A 14815-nucleotide genomic window follows, 5' to 3' on the forward strand; every position below is an offset into this window, starting at 1 on the left:
GCCGCCCGTGCGGCGCTGCGCCCGGCGGCGGCGCCGGCCCGGCCGGCCGCCAAGCCGGGCACCAGCAAGCCGGCCACCGTCGGCGGCGACCAGGACTGGGAAGAGTTCTAACCGCGCTTTAGACGGCCCGCATGGCGTCGCGGATCGACATGCCCCACGCCGCGTTGCGCGGCAGGAAGTAGCCGGCGTCCTGCAGCAGGCCGGCGTAGACGCGGAATTCGCGCATATTGAGCAGGGTCGCGACGTTGCCGTAGGCGGCGATGGCGGGGCTGCGGATGCCGGCCGCGTCGGGCTGGAACACGGTCAGCGGGAAGCCGTCGTTGTCGTTCTCCATGTCGGCCCGGGTCAGCGCGCCGAACGCCACGTGGCGGTGCGACTCGGCGTTGTGGTGCACGCGGCGGAAGGCGCCGTTGCCGTTGACCATGCGGCCGTTGAGCAGGTTGATGCAGCGCAGGATGCGCGGCGTGACGTTGCCCATGTCGTAGTGCTCCTGGTTGCCGAAGCCGGCCGGCGCCTGCCAGCCCTGCGGGCGCGGGCGGCCGGTGCTGCTCTCCATGGTCAGCACCTTGTCGAGGTTGGTCCCGCGTTCGAACACCTGGCCCAGGCGCGGCGCCATGCCGTTCATCACCAGCCCCGGCTTGGCGATCTGCGCCGAGCTGGTGCTGCCGTAGTCGCTCCAGCGCGGGCACACCGCCATCAGATCGTAGTCGCCGGTCATCGGCCGGTTGTTGGCGCCCGCCTCGGACGAGCACATCACCTCCAGCGGCAGCAGCAGCCGCGAGGCCATGGCGTGCGCGTTGTTGCCGCTGGCGATGGTGTAGACATGCAGCTGGTAGACCGCCTCGCCCGCCGTCGGCCCGGCGCGCTGCCAGCGCGCCAGGAATTCGAACAGCTGGCCGTCGCCGGAGCGTTGCGCCAGCAGCCTGTAGTCGCGGGTGCCGGGCACGGCCTCCATGAACTGCAGGGCGGTGCGCGGCGGCATTTCCTCGGCCAGCAGCATCTGCAGGGTCAGCTGGTCCAAGGTCAGCTCCAGCACGCGGGCGCTGGCGAAGCGGTCGTTGATGCCCTTCTGGTTGGCGCGCGTGCCCTTCTGCGCCTTGCCCTGGTCGTGGCCGACCTTGCTGTAGGTGCCGTCGTACGGCACGAAGCCGGCCTGCGGCCCCCAGTCCGAGCTCTTGCCCTTGACGTGGAAATTCTTGCTGGGATAGCCGTCCTCCAGCCAGCGCCGCGACCACGGCCCGGTGGAACGGAAGATGATGACCTCGTCGAGCTCGTTGGCCACCTGCTGGCTGGCGATCATGTCGAGCCGGGTCATGCCGTTTTCCGGATCGTCGAACGAGGACGCTAAACCAAAAATGGGCATGGCGGCTCCAGGCTGGATAGGGGTTCCCAGTATCCAAGCCTGCCGATTCGGCGTCAACCGTTGAGGAACATCTGTTGCAAATCGTTGAGGAAGCGTTGGCCCAGTTCGGTCGGCTTGATCAGCTTGTGGTCGCGGTAGAGCAGGCCCTTGGCCTCGGCCGCGTCGAGGTTTTTCTCGATCGCGTTCAAACTCAGGCCGGTGCGCTCGGCGAACAGGTTGGGATCGAAGCCGCCGTGCAGGCGCAAGGTGTTGAGCATGAACTCGAAGCCCATGTCGTCGCGGCCGATCTCGTACTCTTCCTGCACCGGCGCGCCCAGGCGCACCTGCTCCATATAAGCCTTGGGCTGCTTGTAGCGGGCCTGGCGCAGGATGCGGTGCGGGAACGACAGCTTGGAGTGCGCGCCGGCGCCGATGCCCAGGTAGTCGCCGAACTCCCAGTAGTTCAGGTTGTGGCGGGCGCGGTGGCCCTGCCTGGCGTAGGCCGACACTTCGTACTGGCCGTAGCCGTTGGCGGCGGTCAGCTCGGCGATCAGGTCCTGCATGTCGGCGCTGGCGTCGTCGTCCGGCAGCGCCGGCGGGTACTTGGCGAACAGCGTGTTCGGCTCCATCGTCAGGTGGTACAGCGACAGGTGCGGCGGATTGAAAGCCATCGCGGTCTCGACGTCGTGGCGCGCCTCTTCCAGCGTCTGCGACGGCAGCGCGTACATCAGGTCGAGGTTGAAGTTGTCGAAGTTGGCCAGCGCGATCTCCACCGCGCGCCTGGCTTCGTGGTCGTCGTGGATGCGGCCCAGCGCCTTCAGGTGGCGGCTGTTGAAGCTCTGGATGCCGATCGACAGGCGGTTGATGCCGCTGGCGCGGTAGGACTTGAACTTCTCGGCCTCGAAGGTGCCGGGGTTGGCCTCCATCGTGATCTCGCAGTCGCTGTCGAGCGGCAGCAAGGTGCGCACGTCCGACAGCAGCCGATCCAGCCCGGCGGCCGACATCAGGCTGGGCGTGCCGCCGCCGATGAAGATGGTGTAGATCTTGCGGCCCCAGATCAGCGGCAGCGCCATTTCCAGGTCGCTGCGCAGCGCATCCAGGTATTCCTGTTCGGGAAAGGTCTGGCCATCCTTGGCCTCGTGCGAGTTGAAGTCGCAGTAGGGGCACTTCTTCACGCACCACGGGAAGTGGATGTACAGCGACAGCGGCGGCAGCGCCTGCAGGTTCAGCGAACCGGCCTGCAAATACTTGGCGGCGACGCCTGCGGCCGCGCTGATGTCGGTGACCGGCTTGGCCGCCTTGCTGGTGGCGCCGACGATTTTAATCGGGATCATTTCAGTTTCTCTACCAGTGCGCGCAAGGCCTGGCCGCGGTGCGACAGGGCGTTCTTTTCATCGGCCGTCAACTCGGCGGCGCATTTGCCCAGCGCCGGGATGTAGAAGTGCGGGTCGTAGCCGAAGCCGCCGTCGCCGCGCGGGGTGGCGATCATTTCGCCGTTCCAGCGGCCGTCGGCGATCACCGGCTGCGGGTCGTCGGCGTGGCGCACGAACACCAGCACGCAGTAGTAGTAGGCCGACTTGTCGACGTGGGCGGCCAGGTCGGCGATCATTTTCTGGTTGTTGCGGGCGTCCGATTTCGGCTCGCCGGCAAAGCGCGCCGAGTACACGCCGGGCGCGCCGCCCAGCGCGTTGACGCAGACGCCGGAATCGTCGGCCAGCGCCGGCAGCCCGGTCAGGCGCGCGGCGTGGCGGGCTTTTTGCAGGGCGTTTTCAACAAAGGTGTGGAACGGCTCGTCCGCTTCCGGGACGTCGTACTCGCCCTGGGCGTGGACCGAAAAGCCCACTGTGGACAGCAGTTCGTTGAATTCCTTGAGTTTGCCGGCGTTGTTGGAGGCGAGGATCAGGCGTTGGGTCATGATGTGGGCTGTGCAGGGCATGTAAGGCGGTGAAGCCGACATTGTAAACCCTTTGGCGGCCGCCCCGCCGGAAGCCGGGCGGACGCGGCGGGAGGAGGATGCGCGGTGCCGGGACGCCGGCGCGCTCCTTCTGAAAATCGATACTGAATCGCCCTTCTGATTCCATCTATTTTTGACGGTTCTTTGCTTTGTGCGGGCGCAGCAAAAAAAATAGAGAAAACCAGAGAAGCCCAGTCAGGAAGCGCAAGGCGAAGCAGTCTGCTTTTTCAGAAGGACCGCGCCGCCCTGCCCCAACCCCCTGTCCTAAGCCAGGCCCAGCGCCTGCTTCTGCAGCTTGATCAGGTCGGCGATGCCGCCCTGGGCCAGGTCCAGCAGGCGGTTCATGCCGGCGCGGTCGAACGCCGCGCCTTCGGCCGTGCCCTGCACTTCGATGAAGTGGCCGGCGTCGTTCATCACCACGTTCATGTCGGTGTCGCAGCCGGAATCCTCGACATAGTCCAGGTCCAGCACCGGCATGCCCTGGTAGACGCCGACCGAAATCGCCGCCACGAAGCTTTTCAGCGGCATCGCCGGCACCGCGCCGCGCGCCACCAGCTTGGCAAACGCGTCGTAAGCCGCCACCATGGCGCCGGTGATGGACGCGGTGCGGGTGCCGCCGTCGGCCTGGATCACGTCGCAATCGAGGTGCAGGGTGCGCTCGCCGAACGCCTCAAGGTCGAACGCCGCGCGCAGCGAACGGCCGATCAGGCGCTGGATCTCCTGGGTGCGGCCGGACTGCTTGCCGCGCGCCGCCTCGCGGTCCATGCGGGTGTGGGTCGAGCGCGGCAACATGCCGTATTCGGCCGTCATCCAGCCCTGGCCCTTGCCCTTCAGGAAGCCCGGCACCTTCTCCTCGATGCTGGCGGTGCAGATTACCTTGGTGTCGCCGCACTCGATCAGCACCGAGCCTTCCGCATGCCTGGTGTAGTCGCGGGTCAGGCGCAGGGTGCGCAGCGCATCGACGGCGCGGCCGCTCGGACGGGATTCAAATGCCATAAACAGTCTTCCTTTTTTCAATGTTATTTTAATATTTGGGTCGATTTTTCGATGGCGCCGCGGATCTCGGCGATCGCCTTCTCGATTTCATCGTCGTCGAAGGCGTCCACTTGCGGCGCCGGCGCCTGCTCCGGCACCGGCGCGCTGTTGATCGTGGTGCTGTGCAGGTCCTGCGGCAGGGCTTCGGTCGAGATCACGGTCGACCGGTCGGCCGCCGCCAAGGTGCTGGCCCCCATGCCGTCGACCATGGAGCTGCCCTGCCACATGATGGCCAGCGCGGTGACGTTGTCGCTGGCGCTGCCCGCCGCGCCCAGCGCCGTTTGCAGCAGCTCCGGCACCGCGCGCACCACGGTCTGGCGGTGCAGGCGCCGCACCATCTCGTCGTCCGGCAGCATAGACCACAAACCATCCGAGCACAACAGCATCAAATCGCCCGGCAGCATGCCGCCGCCGCTGGAGATTTCCACTTTCGGCAGGCTGTCCGCGCCCAGGCAGTTGTACAGCTTGTTGCGGTCGGGATGGGTGGCGCGCTCGGACGGCTGCGCCAGGCCCTTGGCGATCAGGCTTTCCACATGCGAGTGGTCGCGCGTGCGCGCCAGGATCTGGCCGTCGCGCATCCAGTACAGGCGCGAATCGCCGCAGTGGGCCCAGGTCGCCGTATTGTGCTGGATCAGGCAGGCGACGATGGTGGTGCGCGGCGTCTCCGGCAGGTCGTGCTCGGCGCGGTAGCGGTGGATCTCGCGGTGCGCGCCCAGCAGGGCTTCCTCCAGGAAGCGCTGCGGCTTCCTGACGTACGGCGTGGCCTGCTGCTGGAACAGCGCCGAGATGGTTTGCAGCGCCACGGTGGCGGCGATCTCGCCGCGCAGATGGCCGCCCATGCCGTCGGCCAGCACCAGCAGCAGCGCGTCGCGGGTGAAGCTGTAGCCCATGCGGTCCTGGTTGACCTTGCGGCCGCCGATGTGGCTTTCCTGATACACGGAGAATTGCATGGTTCTGCCTTATATGGGTTAGATCAGCGTGTCGGGGCCGGACCTGGCCTTGGGCTTGGGCTCGCCCTTGGGCCCGCCCTTGGGCTTGCCCAGGCCGCCCAGCCGGTCCACCAGCCCGCGCAAGCCCAGTTTGTCGATCACCCCCGGCGCCGGCGCCGGCGCGCTGGGCACGGCCGCCGGCGCCGCCTGCAGCACCTTCTGCAAGGCGAACAGGCTTTGCGGGCGTTCCAGCGGGTCCAGCTCCAGGCACCAGCGCACCATCTTCACCAGCTCCGGCGTGTACAAGCCCACCAGCTGGTCGAAATGGCCGCCCATTTTATCCTCGTTCTTGCGCTGGTCGGCCGGCTGCGGCGGCGAACCCACCATGCAGGCGAACATCGAGGCGCCGATGCTGTACACGTCCGACCACGGCCCCAGGCCGCCGGTCTTGGCGTACAGCTCCGGCGGGGCGAAGCCGGGGGTGTACATCGGCGTCAAGGTCGGCATGTCGTTGTTGACGGTCTGGCGCGCGGCGCCGAAGTCCAGCAGCATCGGCGTGCCGTCGGTGCGCAGGTAGATATTGGCAGGTTTCAGGTCCAGGTGCAGCAGCTTGTTGGCATGCACCTCGCGCAGGCCCTTGAGAACTTGCAAGAAGATAGTGCGGATGAAGGCCTCGCCCACCTTGCTGCCCTTGCCGCGCTGCCTTTGTATATGTTCTTGCAAGGAATGGCCGGATTCGTAGGCCATCACCATGTAAACGGTTTCGTTGGCGCGGAAGAAATTGAGCACGCTTACAACATTCGGATGGGAGATGCGCGCCAGCGCCCGGCCCTCCTCGAAGAAGCACTTGAGGCCGATGCGGAACACCGGCAGATGCGCCTTGGAGATGGTCGGCACCAGTTCGCCCTCCTGCCGCAGGGCCAAAGAACTGGGCAAATATTCCTTGATCGCCACCGCCATGCCGTCGCCGTCGTACGCCAGGTAAACAATACTGAACCCACCGGACGCAATTTTCTTTACAATGCGATATCCAGCAATTTCCAGACCATCGGGTAACGGGGCGTTGTTTTGTGCAGCCATAGAGTTCCTCGCCTCAACAATCGGATTGTGTGGATAAATCACTGTTTTGTAAAGATTAAATCGGGGACATCCATTGAGCATTTCCAGTATGACGGGCTACGCGGTCGCCACCAGTGAAAGTGCGGCGGGAACACTGACTATCGAGATCAAGAGTGTCAACTCGCGATTTCTAGACCTTCAGTTTCGAATAAACGACGATTTACGAGCGCTTGAACCCGATTTGCGCTCGGCGATCATGGCCGCCATCACCCGCGGCAAGGTCGAACTGCGCCTCAGCTTCGGCCGCAAGGCGGCCAGCACCGGCTCGCAGGCGCTGAACCTGCCGCTTTTGACCGAATTACAACGCATGCAGGCCGAAGTGAGCGGCCATTTCCCGGCCGCCGCCACCATGTCGGTGGCCGAGCTGCTGCGCTGGCCCGGCGTGATCGAGGAAGCCCAGATCGGCCAGGAGTCGCTGCAGGCCGACGTCGCCGCGCTGACCGCGCGCACCGTGCAGGCCTTCGTCCACAGCCGCCAGCGCGAAGGCGCGGCGCTGGAGACCATGCTGACCTCGCGCATCGAAGCGATGGAAGTGATCGTCAAGCGCATCACGCCGCTGATCCCGCAGGTGGTGGCGGCCTTCCAGCAAAAGGCCATCGAGCGCATGCAGGACGCGCTGGGCCTGGCCTGCCAGGGCTCGAATTCGGCGCTGTCGCGCCAGGACGCGCTCGAGCGCATCCGCCAGGAGGTGATCCTGTACGGCATCCGCATCGACGTCGCCGAAGAGCTGGGCCGGCTGTCGGCCCACCTGAGCGAGACCCGCCACATCCTGAAAAAAGGCGGCCAGGTCGGCAAGCGCCTGGACTTCATGATGCAGGAACTGAACCGCGAAGCCAACACGCTCGGCGCCAAGGCCTCGGTCAAGGAACTGGCCGACGCCTCGATGGAACTCAAGCTGCTCATCGAACAGATGCGCGAACAGGTGCAGAACCTGGAATAAAGCTGAAGTCTACGGGCGGATCTTCTTCACAGCCGCCGCAATAGCCGGCATATAGCTCGGATGCAGCACGCCCATCTTGGGCAAGGGGAGATTGGTTTGCGGCCCCGGTGCGGGCTCGAACCAATCGCTGTCGAACGGCAGCTGCACCTGATGGGCAACGTCAAACTTGGTGCGGTGCGACAGGCCGCTGCTTGAAAAACCCGGATCGGCCGGATCCAGCACGATCTCCGTCGAATACACCTGGCTGGTCTTTTGGCTGGTGCCGTACACCACCGACACTTCATGCGTTGCCGGCGCCACCCGCGCCACCAAGGCCGGCCTTTTTTTGGGACCGGGCACGCCTGCCACCTGCGGAAAAGCGCACCAGACGATATCGCCCGCCGCCGGCAAGGGATGGAACCGACGCTTTTTAGCCGGGCGCGCCACGGATCAGAATATCCGCTGGGTGAACTGCTCTTCCGGCGTCTCGGTGGCGCTGCTGGCCTGGCGGATGGCCTGCAGCTGGGCCAGCGTCAACGGCCCGTCGTCCTGCTCATAAAACGGCAGATAGCGGCCGGCCATCTGCTTCAACGCCAGATGCGCCACCTCCGTCTTGCTCAAGCCGGTCGCCTTCATCAGCTTCTCGACCGTCGCTACACTGACGCCGGTCGGCGTGTCGCGCTCGCGCAGGCGCAACAGGAATTGCGGCGCAGCTTTGGCCGCGGTTTTTGACGTATCTTTTGGCATTTGCAAACCCTCCCCGGCCGGGCCGATGTATATCTAAAGTATATCACCATGGGCCAATTCGCCCCCCGCCAAACAAGCAATACGTGCCCGCTTATGATGACTATCCATCAATTCCAGTATGTCGCAGACAAGCTTTACCCTAAGCTCTCCTGGCAATACCCATAACGAGACACTGCCCAGGACGGCCGCAGCGGCCGCCTAGGCGGACAACAACAGGAGCAGCACCATCATGTCCCAACCCCAGCCACAACTGCGCCCCGTGCGCGCGCCCGCCACGCCGGCCTTCCCCGTCAGCAAGCTCGACCAGTATTTCCAGATCACCGAACGCGGCAGCACCACCCGGCGCGAGGTGGTGGCCGGCGTCACCACCTTCCTGGCGATGGTGTATTCCGTGTTCGTCGTGCCCGGCATGCTGGGCGCGGCCGGCTTCGACGTCAGCGCGGTGTTCGTCGCGGTCTGCCTGACCGCCGCCGTCGGCTCGCTGCTGATGGGCGTGTGGGCCAGGCTGCCGATCGCGGTCGGCTGCGCCATCTCGCTGACCGCCTTCACCGCCTTCGGCCTGGTGCTGGGCAAGGGGCTGTCGCCGGCCGTCGCGCTGGGCGCGGTGTTCCTGATGGGCCTGGTGTTCACGGCGATCTCGGTCACCGGCGTGCGCTCGTGGATCCTGCAGAACCTGCCGGCCGGCGTGGCGCACGGCACCGGCGTCGGCATCGGCCTGTTCCTGCTGATGATCGCCTCCAGCGACGTCGGCCTGGTGGTCAAGAACGCCGGCGCCGGCCTGCCGGTCGCGCTCGGCAAGATCACCTCCTTCCCGGTCGTCATGAGCATGCTGGGCCTGGCCGCCATCTTCGGCCTGGAGCAGCGCAAGGTGCCCGGCGGCATCCTGCTGGTGGTGGTCGCGCTGTCGGCGCTGGGCCTGGCGTTCGACCCGGCGGTGCACTTCACCGGCGTGTTCGCCATGCCGCAACTGAGTTCGCCCGGCCACGCCTCGCTGATCGGCGCGATGGACATCCGCGGCGCGCTCAGCGTGGCGGTGCTGCCCAGCGTGCTGGCGCTGGTCATGACCGCCGTGTTCGACGCCACCGGCACCATCCGCGCGGTCGCCGGCCAGGCCGGCCAGGTCGAGCCCAACGGCTACATCCGCAACGGCGGCAAGGCCCTGACGGCCGACTCGCTGAGCTCGATCTTCGCCGCGCTGGTCGGCGGCGCGCCGGCCGCGGCCTACATCGAATCGACGGTCGGCACCGCCGCCGGCGCCCGCACCGGCCTGACCGCCGCCGTGGTCGGCGTGCTGTTCCTCGGCCTGATCTTCTTCTCGCCGCTGGCCGGCCTGGTGCCGCAGTACGCCACCGCGCCGGCGCTGATGTATGTCGGTTTGCTGATGCTGGGCAGCGTCGCCCGCATGCAGATGGACGACAAGCTGGACGCGCTGTCGGGCCTGGTGTGCGCGGTGTTCATCCTGCTCACCTGCAACATCGTCACCGGCATCATGCTCGGCTTCTGCACGCTGGTGGTCGGCCGCCTGATCTCCGGCGAATGGCGCAAGCTCAACGCCGGCACCGTCGCCATCGCCATCGCGCTGGCGGTGTTCTACGCGGGCGGCTGGGCCATCTGATCCGCCCGCGCGGTGTTAGGGCATCTGGTTCAGCTTGAGGATCTGGATCTCCGCCAGGCCGTCGATGCTCTTGACCAGTTCCAGGAAATGCGGCGTGGCCAGGTGCAGGGCGTGCGCCTCGGCGTCGCGCCAGGCCTCGACCAGCACGTAGCGGCCTGGCTGCTCCAGGTCGTGGTGCGGGTCGTAGCGGATGCAGCCGGCTTCGGCGCGGGTCGGCGGCACGATGCGCTCCAGCGCCGCCTTCACCACGGCTTCTTGGCCAGGGTTGGCAGTCAGGATGGCGATCACGATCAGTTCTTGCATGGGGGCTCCTCAATATGGTGAGCACCCGAGTTGGGGGCGATTAATAAAAAAACAAGGGCCACCTCATCCGCCTCCGCCCAGCGCGCCCTCGACCAGCGCCACAAACTCGTCGACGCTGATCGGCTTGCTGATATAGCCGTCGCAGCCGGCCGCCCGGATGCGGTCGGCGTCGCCGCTCATGGCGAAGCTGGTGAAGGCCAGCACCTTGATGGCGCCGGTGCGCGGGTCGCCCTTCAGCGCGCCGGTCGCCTCCAGCCCGTCCATGCCGGGCAGCTGCACATCCATCAGGATCAGGTCCGGCAGCCGCTCGCGCGCCAGCCGCAGCGCGCTGTCGGCCTCGTCCGCCTGCAGCACCTGGTGGCCCGCGTGCTCCAGCAGAAAGGTCGCCAGCAGCATATTGGACGGATTGTCTTCAACGATCAAAATAGTGGCCATCGCGCCCAGCGGCTCGCCGCTGCCTCTCTCATGGTTGGACGCCGCCGCACGGCAGCCACAGGATGAATTCCGAACCGGCGCCCGGCGTGCTGCGCACGGCCAGCGCGCCGCCGTGCAGTTCCACCAGCTGCTTGACCAGCACCAGCCCGAGGCCGGTGCCCTCGTACAGGCGCGACAGCTTGCTGTCGAGCTGGACGAACTGGCGGAACAGCCGCGGCAGGTCGGCGGCGGCGATGCCGATGCCGCTGTCGATCACGCTGATCTCCAGATAACCGTCGGCGTCCGCCTTGAGCGCGGCGCCGCCGCCGACCAGCGCCATCGCGGCCGGCCCCTCCGGCGCCACCCGCCGCGCGCGCAAGGTCACGCTGCCGCCGTCGGGGGTGAACTTGACCGCGTTCGACAACAGGTTCAGCACCACCTGGGTCAGCTTGCGGCGGTCGGCCGGCACCGGCGCCGCGTCCGCCGCCTCCAGCCGCAGCGCGATGCGCTGGCGCTGCGCGCGCTCGCGCACCACCACCAGGCACTCGCCCAGCAGCGCCGCGATGTCCAGCGGCGCCTGCTCCAGCTCCATCATGCCGGCCTCGATCTTCGACAGGTCCAGCACGTCGTTGATCACCGCCAGCAGGTGCTTGCCGCTGAGCAGGATGTTGCCGGCGAACTCTTCCTGCTGCGCCGTCAGCTTGCCGGCCATGCCGCTGCGCAGCACCTCGGAAAAACCGTTGATGGCGTTGAGCGGGGTGCGCAGCTCGTGCGACATATTCGCCAGGAAGGCCGACTTCATGCGGTTGGCCTCGCCCAGCTCGAGGTTCTGGCGCGCGATCTCGCGGTTGGACGCCTCCAGCTCGGCGTTCTTGCGCTCGACCTCGCGGTTCGAGTGCTCCAGCTGGGCGGTGTGGCGCCGCAGCTGCAGGTTCAAGTCGTTGACCTGCTGCTCGCGCGACTGCAACTCGCCGTTGACCTGCACCGCCTGCTCGTAGGTCGCCACCAGCAGGTCGAGGATTTGCTGGCGCTCCGAATGGATGGTGTGCGCGCGCCCGTTCAGATACAGCACGATGCCCTGCGCCGGGTCGGTCTGCTGGCGCAGCCGGCGGTTGGTCAGCACCTGTTCCAGCCGCGCCAGCAGGTAGGCCGGCGCGTAGGGCTTGCGGATGAAGTTGTCGGCGCCGCATTCGAGGCCGCGCACGATGTCCTCCGGGTCGAACAGCGAGGTGATCAGCACCACCGGGATGGCGCGCCAGTCGGGCTTGGCCTTGACCGCCCGGCACAGCTGGTAGCCGTTCATCTCCGGCATCACGATGTCCGACAGCACCAGCGCCGGCAGGCGCTCGGCGATCGCCGCCAGCGCCAGCCGGCCGTTGGCCGCCGTGCGCACCAGATAACCCTGCCGTTCGAGCAGGTGGCGCAGGTGCTCGGCCTGGGTGCGGCTGTCCTCGACGATCAGGATCTCGGCGCCGGCCGGCGCCAGCGGGGTGTTCATGGCGTCCCCGGCGTCAGGCTGTTCAGCAAGCCGGCGATCGCCGCCGGCGCCAGCACGTGGCGCGCCGCGCCCAGCCGCACCGCCTCGCCCGGCATGCCGTTGACGATCGCGCTGTCCTGGTCCTGGGCGATGGTCAGCGCGCCGGCCTGCTGCATGGTCTGGAGTTCCTGCGCGCCGTCGCGCCCCATGCCGGTCAGCAGCACGCCGGCCGCGCCCGGCCCGAACGCCGCCGCCGAGCGGAACAGGCTGGCCACCGCCGGCCGCGCGCCGTGCTCCGGCGGCGCGCCCGACAAGGCGATGCGCGCCACGCCGCCCTCCGCCCGCACCGTCAGGTGGGCGTCGTCGGGCGCCAGGTAGACGTGGCCGGCCAGCGCCAGCTCGCCATGCTGGGCGACCCGCACCGTGGCGCCGCAGCCGCGCCCCAGCCATTCGACCAGGCCGGCCACGAAGCCCGGCGAAATATGCTGGACCACCAGGATCGGCGCGGCGAACGGCCGCTTCAGGCGCGCCAGGATGGTGTGCAGCGCCAGCGGCCCGCCGGTCGAGGCGCCGATCGCCACCAGCCGCAGCTCGGCGCCGGCCGGCGTTGGCGCCGCCGGCGCCGGTGCGCCGCCGGCGCTCCAGCTCTCGCTGCGCCGCCAGCGCCGCACCACGCTGACCTCGGCCATCAGCTTGATGGTGCGCAGCAGCTCGTCGGTGATCTGCGCGTGTTCCGGATGGCCGGGGCCGGACGGCTTGGCCAGCACCGCCAGCGCGCCGGCCTCCAGCACGCGGAAGTTGTCCGCCACCTCGTGCGCGACCGGACTGGCGGTGACCATCACGATGCGGGTCGGGCAGCGCTCCATGATCATCCGGGTGGCGGCGTAGCCGTCCAGCCGCGGCAGGTGGATGTCCATCGTGATCACGTCCGGCCGCAGCCGCGCCGCCGCCTCCACCGCCTGCTCGCCGTCGGCCACCACGCCGATCACCTCCAGCGCCGGATCGGCATTGAGCAGATAGGCCAGCAGCTCGCGCGCCACCGGCGAATCGTCCACCACCAGCACCCGGATCGGCGGCGTGCGCGGGGCGCTCATCGCAGCAACCTGCGCACGGTGGCCAGCAGATTGTTCTGCTCCAGCCCCTGCTTGGCGATGTAGGCGCTGGCGCCGACGTCGACGCCGCGCTCGCGGTGCTCGCGCGTGGCCAGCGAGGTCACCAGCACCACCGGCAGCCCGGCCAGCTGGCGGTCGGCGCGGATGCTGGCGGTCAGGTCGAAGCCGTCCATGCGCGGCATCTCGACGTCCGACACCACCAGGTCGTAGCCGCCGCCGCGCAGCGCGCTGAGCGCGTCGACGCCGTCGACCGCCACCGTCACCCGGTAGCCGCCCACTTCCAGCATGTTCTTCAGCAGCGCGCGCGAGGTGATCGAATCCTCCACCACCAGCAGTTGCCGGCGCGCCGCCTGCGCCGCCGGCGCCGCCAGCGGCGTGCCGCCCACGCCCACGCCGAGCGCCGACTTCAGCAGGTCGGCCACGTGCAGGATGGGCACCACCTGGCCCGCCCCCAGCACGGTGGCGCCGGCGATATTGGGCACCCGCCGCAGCTGCGGGCCCAGGCTCTTGACCAGCACCTCCTGCTCGCCCAGCACCGCGTCCACCAGGCAGGCCAGGCGGCGGCTGCCGCTGGTCAGCAGCGCCAGGGTCAGATAGCCGGACGGCGCCGACGGCGCGGCCAGCCCCAGCACGCGCCACAGCTGCACCAGCGCCAGCACCTCGCCCTCCAGCACCACGGTCGGATGGCCCTCGACGCTGCGCACCGATTCCGGCAGCACCCGCGCGACCCGCTCGACATTGCGCGACGGCAGCACGAACTGGCGGCCGGCGGCCGTCACCAGCAGGCCGCGGAAGGTCGCCAGCGTGGCCGGCAGCACGATGCGAAAGCGCGTGCCGCCGCCCGGCGCCGCCTCGGCCGCCACGCTGCCGCCCAGCTTCTCGGCCTTCTCGCGCACGATCGCCAGCCCCAGGCCGCGCCCGGACAGCTCGGTCAGCATGGCGCTGGTGGAGACGCCCGACTCGAACACCAGCGCCAGCATCTGCGCCGTGCCCAGCGCCGCGCCGGCCTCGGGCGCCAGCAAGCCGTCGCGCACGGCGCGCGCGCGCACCTGCAGCGGATCGATGCCGCGGCCGTCGTCGCTGACCAGCAGCTCGACCTTGTCGCCGTCGCGCGGCAGCACCTCGATCGCCAGCCGCGCCCGTTCCGGCTTGCGCGCCAGGCGGCGCTCGGCCGGGGTCTCGATGCCGTGGTCGATGGCGTTGCGCAGCAGGTGCACCAGCGGATCGCGCATCTGCTCCAGGATGCGGCGGTCGATCTCGATCGCCGCGCCGTCGATCCGCAGCTCGACCTCCTTGCCGCTGTCGCGGGCCAGGTCGCGCACCAGCCGCGGCGCCATTTCCAGCAGCGTGGAGAACGGCAGCATCAGGGTGCGCTTCATGTCCTCCAGCAGATGGTCGACCATGCCGGCCAGCGCGCGCCGCTCCTGCCAGGCGCCGCGCTCGATCTGCGCGAAACGCTCGCCGATGCCCTTGGCCAGCAGCGCGTCGCGCTCGACCGCCTCCAGCAGGCGCTCCAGCGGCGGCCCCTTGCGGCTGGCGCCGGCCAGGCCCGCACTGTGGCGGCGCTCGCCCGCGCGGCCGATGGCGCGCGCCTCGCCGACCGTGCGGCTCCAGTGCTTGCGCCAGCCTTCCAGCTCGCCGTGCAGCGCGCGCAGGTCGGCGGCCATGTGTTCGGCGCTGAATTTGAAGGCCAGCAGTTCCTCCGCCTGCAACAGCAGCGCGCTCAGCTTGGCGGTGGAGATGCGCACCGTCTGCTCCGGCTCGGGCGCGGCGGCCTGCATGGCTGGCGCGGCGGCGGCCAGCGGCGGCGCGGAGCGGGACGGCGCGGCGGCGGCCGGCAGCGCGGACG

At 68.4% G+C, this 14815-nt stretch carries 15 protein-coding genes; 2 read left to right on the plus strand and 13 right to left on the minus strand.

Translation table 11 applies throughout. The annotated features are described in order from the left end of the window. Positions 1–118 precede the first annotated feature (118 nt). The 6 genes from AC1RMD_RS30820 to AC1RMD_RS30845 form a co-directional block, all read right to left on the minus strand. Positions 119–1363: an anthrax toxin-like adenylyl cyclase domain-containing protein gene (locus AC1RMD_RS30820; RefSeq protein WP_492932616.1), complete on the minus strand. Its 1245-nt coding sequence runs from the start codon at positions 1361–1363 to the stop codon at positions 119–121. Between the two features lie 53 nt (positions 1364–1416). Continuing rightward, the gene (hemW, locus tag AC1RMD_RS30825; protein WP_492932618.1) at positions 1417–2676 is read right to left on the minus strand and encodes a radical SAM family heme chaperone HemW; all 1260 of its coding nucleotides are present in this window, start codon (positions 2674–2676) and stop codon (positions 1417–1419) included. Continuing rightward, entirely contained in the window at positions 2673–3257 is a 585-nt protein-coding gene (gene rdgB / locus AC1RMD_RS30830; RefSeq protein WP_492932620.1) for an RdgB/HAM1 family non-canonical purine NTP pyrophosphatase, read from the minus strand. Before rdgB ends, hemW begins: the two co-directional genes overlap by 4 nt. 303 nt (positions 3258–3560) lie before the next feature. Continuing rightward, entirely contained in the window at positions 3561–4292 is a 732-nt protein-coding gene (gene rph, locus AC1RMD_RS30835) for a ribonuclease PH (RefSeq protein ID WP_492932622.1), read from the minus strand. Positions 4293–4315: 23 nt separating this feature from the next. Then, positions 4316–5281 (minus strand): PP2C family protein-serine/threonine phosphatase, encoded by a 966-nt coding sequence (locus AC1RMD_RS30840; protein WP_492932624.1) that lies wholly within the window; start codon positions 5279–5281, stop codon positions 4316–4318. A gap of 18 nt (positions 5282–5299) precedes the next feature. Next, the gene (locus tag AC1RMD_RS30845; protein ID WP_492932626.1) at positions 5300–6340 is read right to left on the minus strand and encodes a serine/threonine protein kinase; all 1041 of its coding nucleotides are present in this window, start codon (positions 6338–6340) and stop codon (positions 5300–5302) included. Positions 6341–6428: 88 nt separating this feature from the next. On the opposite strand from AC1RMD_RS30845, the gene AC1RMD_RS30850 reads away from it, so the two are divergent. Further along, positions 6429–7319 (plus strand): YicC/YloC family endoribonuclease, encoded by an 891-nt coding sequence (locus AC1RMD_RS30850; RefSeq protein ID WP_492932642.1) that lies wholly within the window; start codon positions 6429–6431, stop codon positions 7317–7319. A gap of 9 nt (positions 7320–7328) precedes the next feature. Here the strand turns inward: AC1RMD_RS30850 and AC1RMD_RS30855 are convergent, their stop codons facing one another. Together AC1RMD_RS30855 and AC1RMD_RS30860 are read right to left on the minus strand one after the other, a co-directional pair. Then, positions 7329–7745 carry a type II toxin-antitoxin system PemK/MazF family toxin gene (locus AC1RMD_RS30855; RefSeq protein WP_492932628.1) on the minus strand — a complete coding sequence of 139 codons (417 nt, stop codon included), beginning with the start codon at positions 7743–7745 and terminating at the stop codon, positions 7329–7331. 3 nt (positions 7746–7748) lie between these two features. Next, complete coding sequence (locus AC1RMD_RS30860) at positions 7749–8045, minus strand: hypothetical protein (protein WP_492932630.1); 297 nt, start codon at positions 8043–8045, stop codon at positions 7749–7751. Between the two features lie 226 nt (positions 8046–8271). On the opposite strand from AC1RMD_RS30860, the gene AC1RMD_RS30865 reads away from it, so the two are divergent. Next, positions 8272–9660 (plus strand): NCS2 family permease, encoded by a 1389-nt coding sequence (locus AC1RMD_RS30865; protein WP_492932644.1) that lies wholly within the window; start codon positions 8272–8274, stop codon positions 9658–9660. A gap of 15 nt (positions 9661–9675) precedes the next feature. Here the strand turns inward: AC1RMD_RS30865 and AC1RMD_RS30870 are convergent, their stop codons facing one another. The 5 genes from AC1RMD_RS30870 to AC1RMD_RS30890 form a co-directional block, all read right to left on the minus strand. Next, positions 9676–9963 (minus strand): putative quinol monooxygenase, encoded by a 288-nt coding sequence (locus AC1RMD_RS30870; RefSeq protein WP_492932632.1) that lies wholly within the window; start codon positions 9961–9963, stop codon positions 9676–9678. Between the two features lie 63 nt (positions 9964–10026). Beyond that, positions 10027–10398 (minus strand): response regulator, encoded by a 372-nt coding sequence (locus AC1RMD_RS30875; protein ID WP_492932634.1) that lies wholly within the window; start codon positions 10396–10398, stop codon positions 10027–10029. A gap of 28 nt (positions 10399–10426) precedes the next feature. Then, the gene (locus AC1RMD_RS30880; RefSeq protein ID WP_492932636.1) at positions 10427–11875 is read right to left on the minus strand and encodes an ATP-binding response regulator; all 1449 of its coding nucleotides are present in this window, start codon (positions 11873–11875) and stop codon (positions 10427–10429) included. Then, positions 11872–12948, minus strand: a complete 1077-nt coding sequence (cheB, locus tag AC1RMD_RS30885; protein ID WP_492932638.1) for a chemotaxis-specific protein-glutamate methyltransferase CheB — start codon at positions 12946–12948, stop codon at positions 11872–11874. The genes AC1RMD_RS30880 and cheB overlap by 4 nt, the downstream gene beginning before the upstream one ends. Next, positions 12945–14815: hybrid sensor histidine kinase/response regulator (locus AC1RMD_RS30890; RefSeq protein WP_492932640.1), on the minus strand; the 1871-nt coding region annotated here is incomplete at its 5' end. The genes cheB and AC1RMD_RS30890, both read right to left, overlap by 4 nt.

Source organism: Duganella sp. GW822-FHT06D06 (assembly GCF_058799615.1).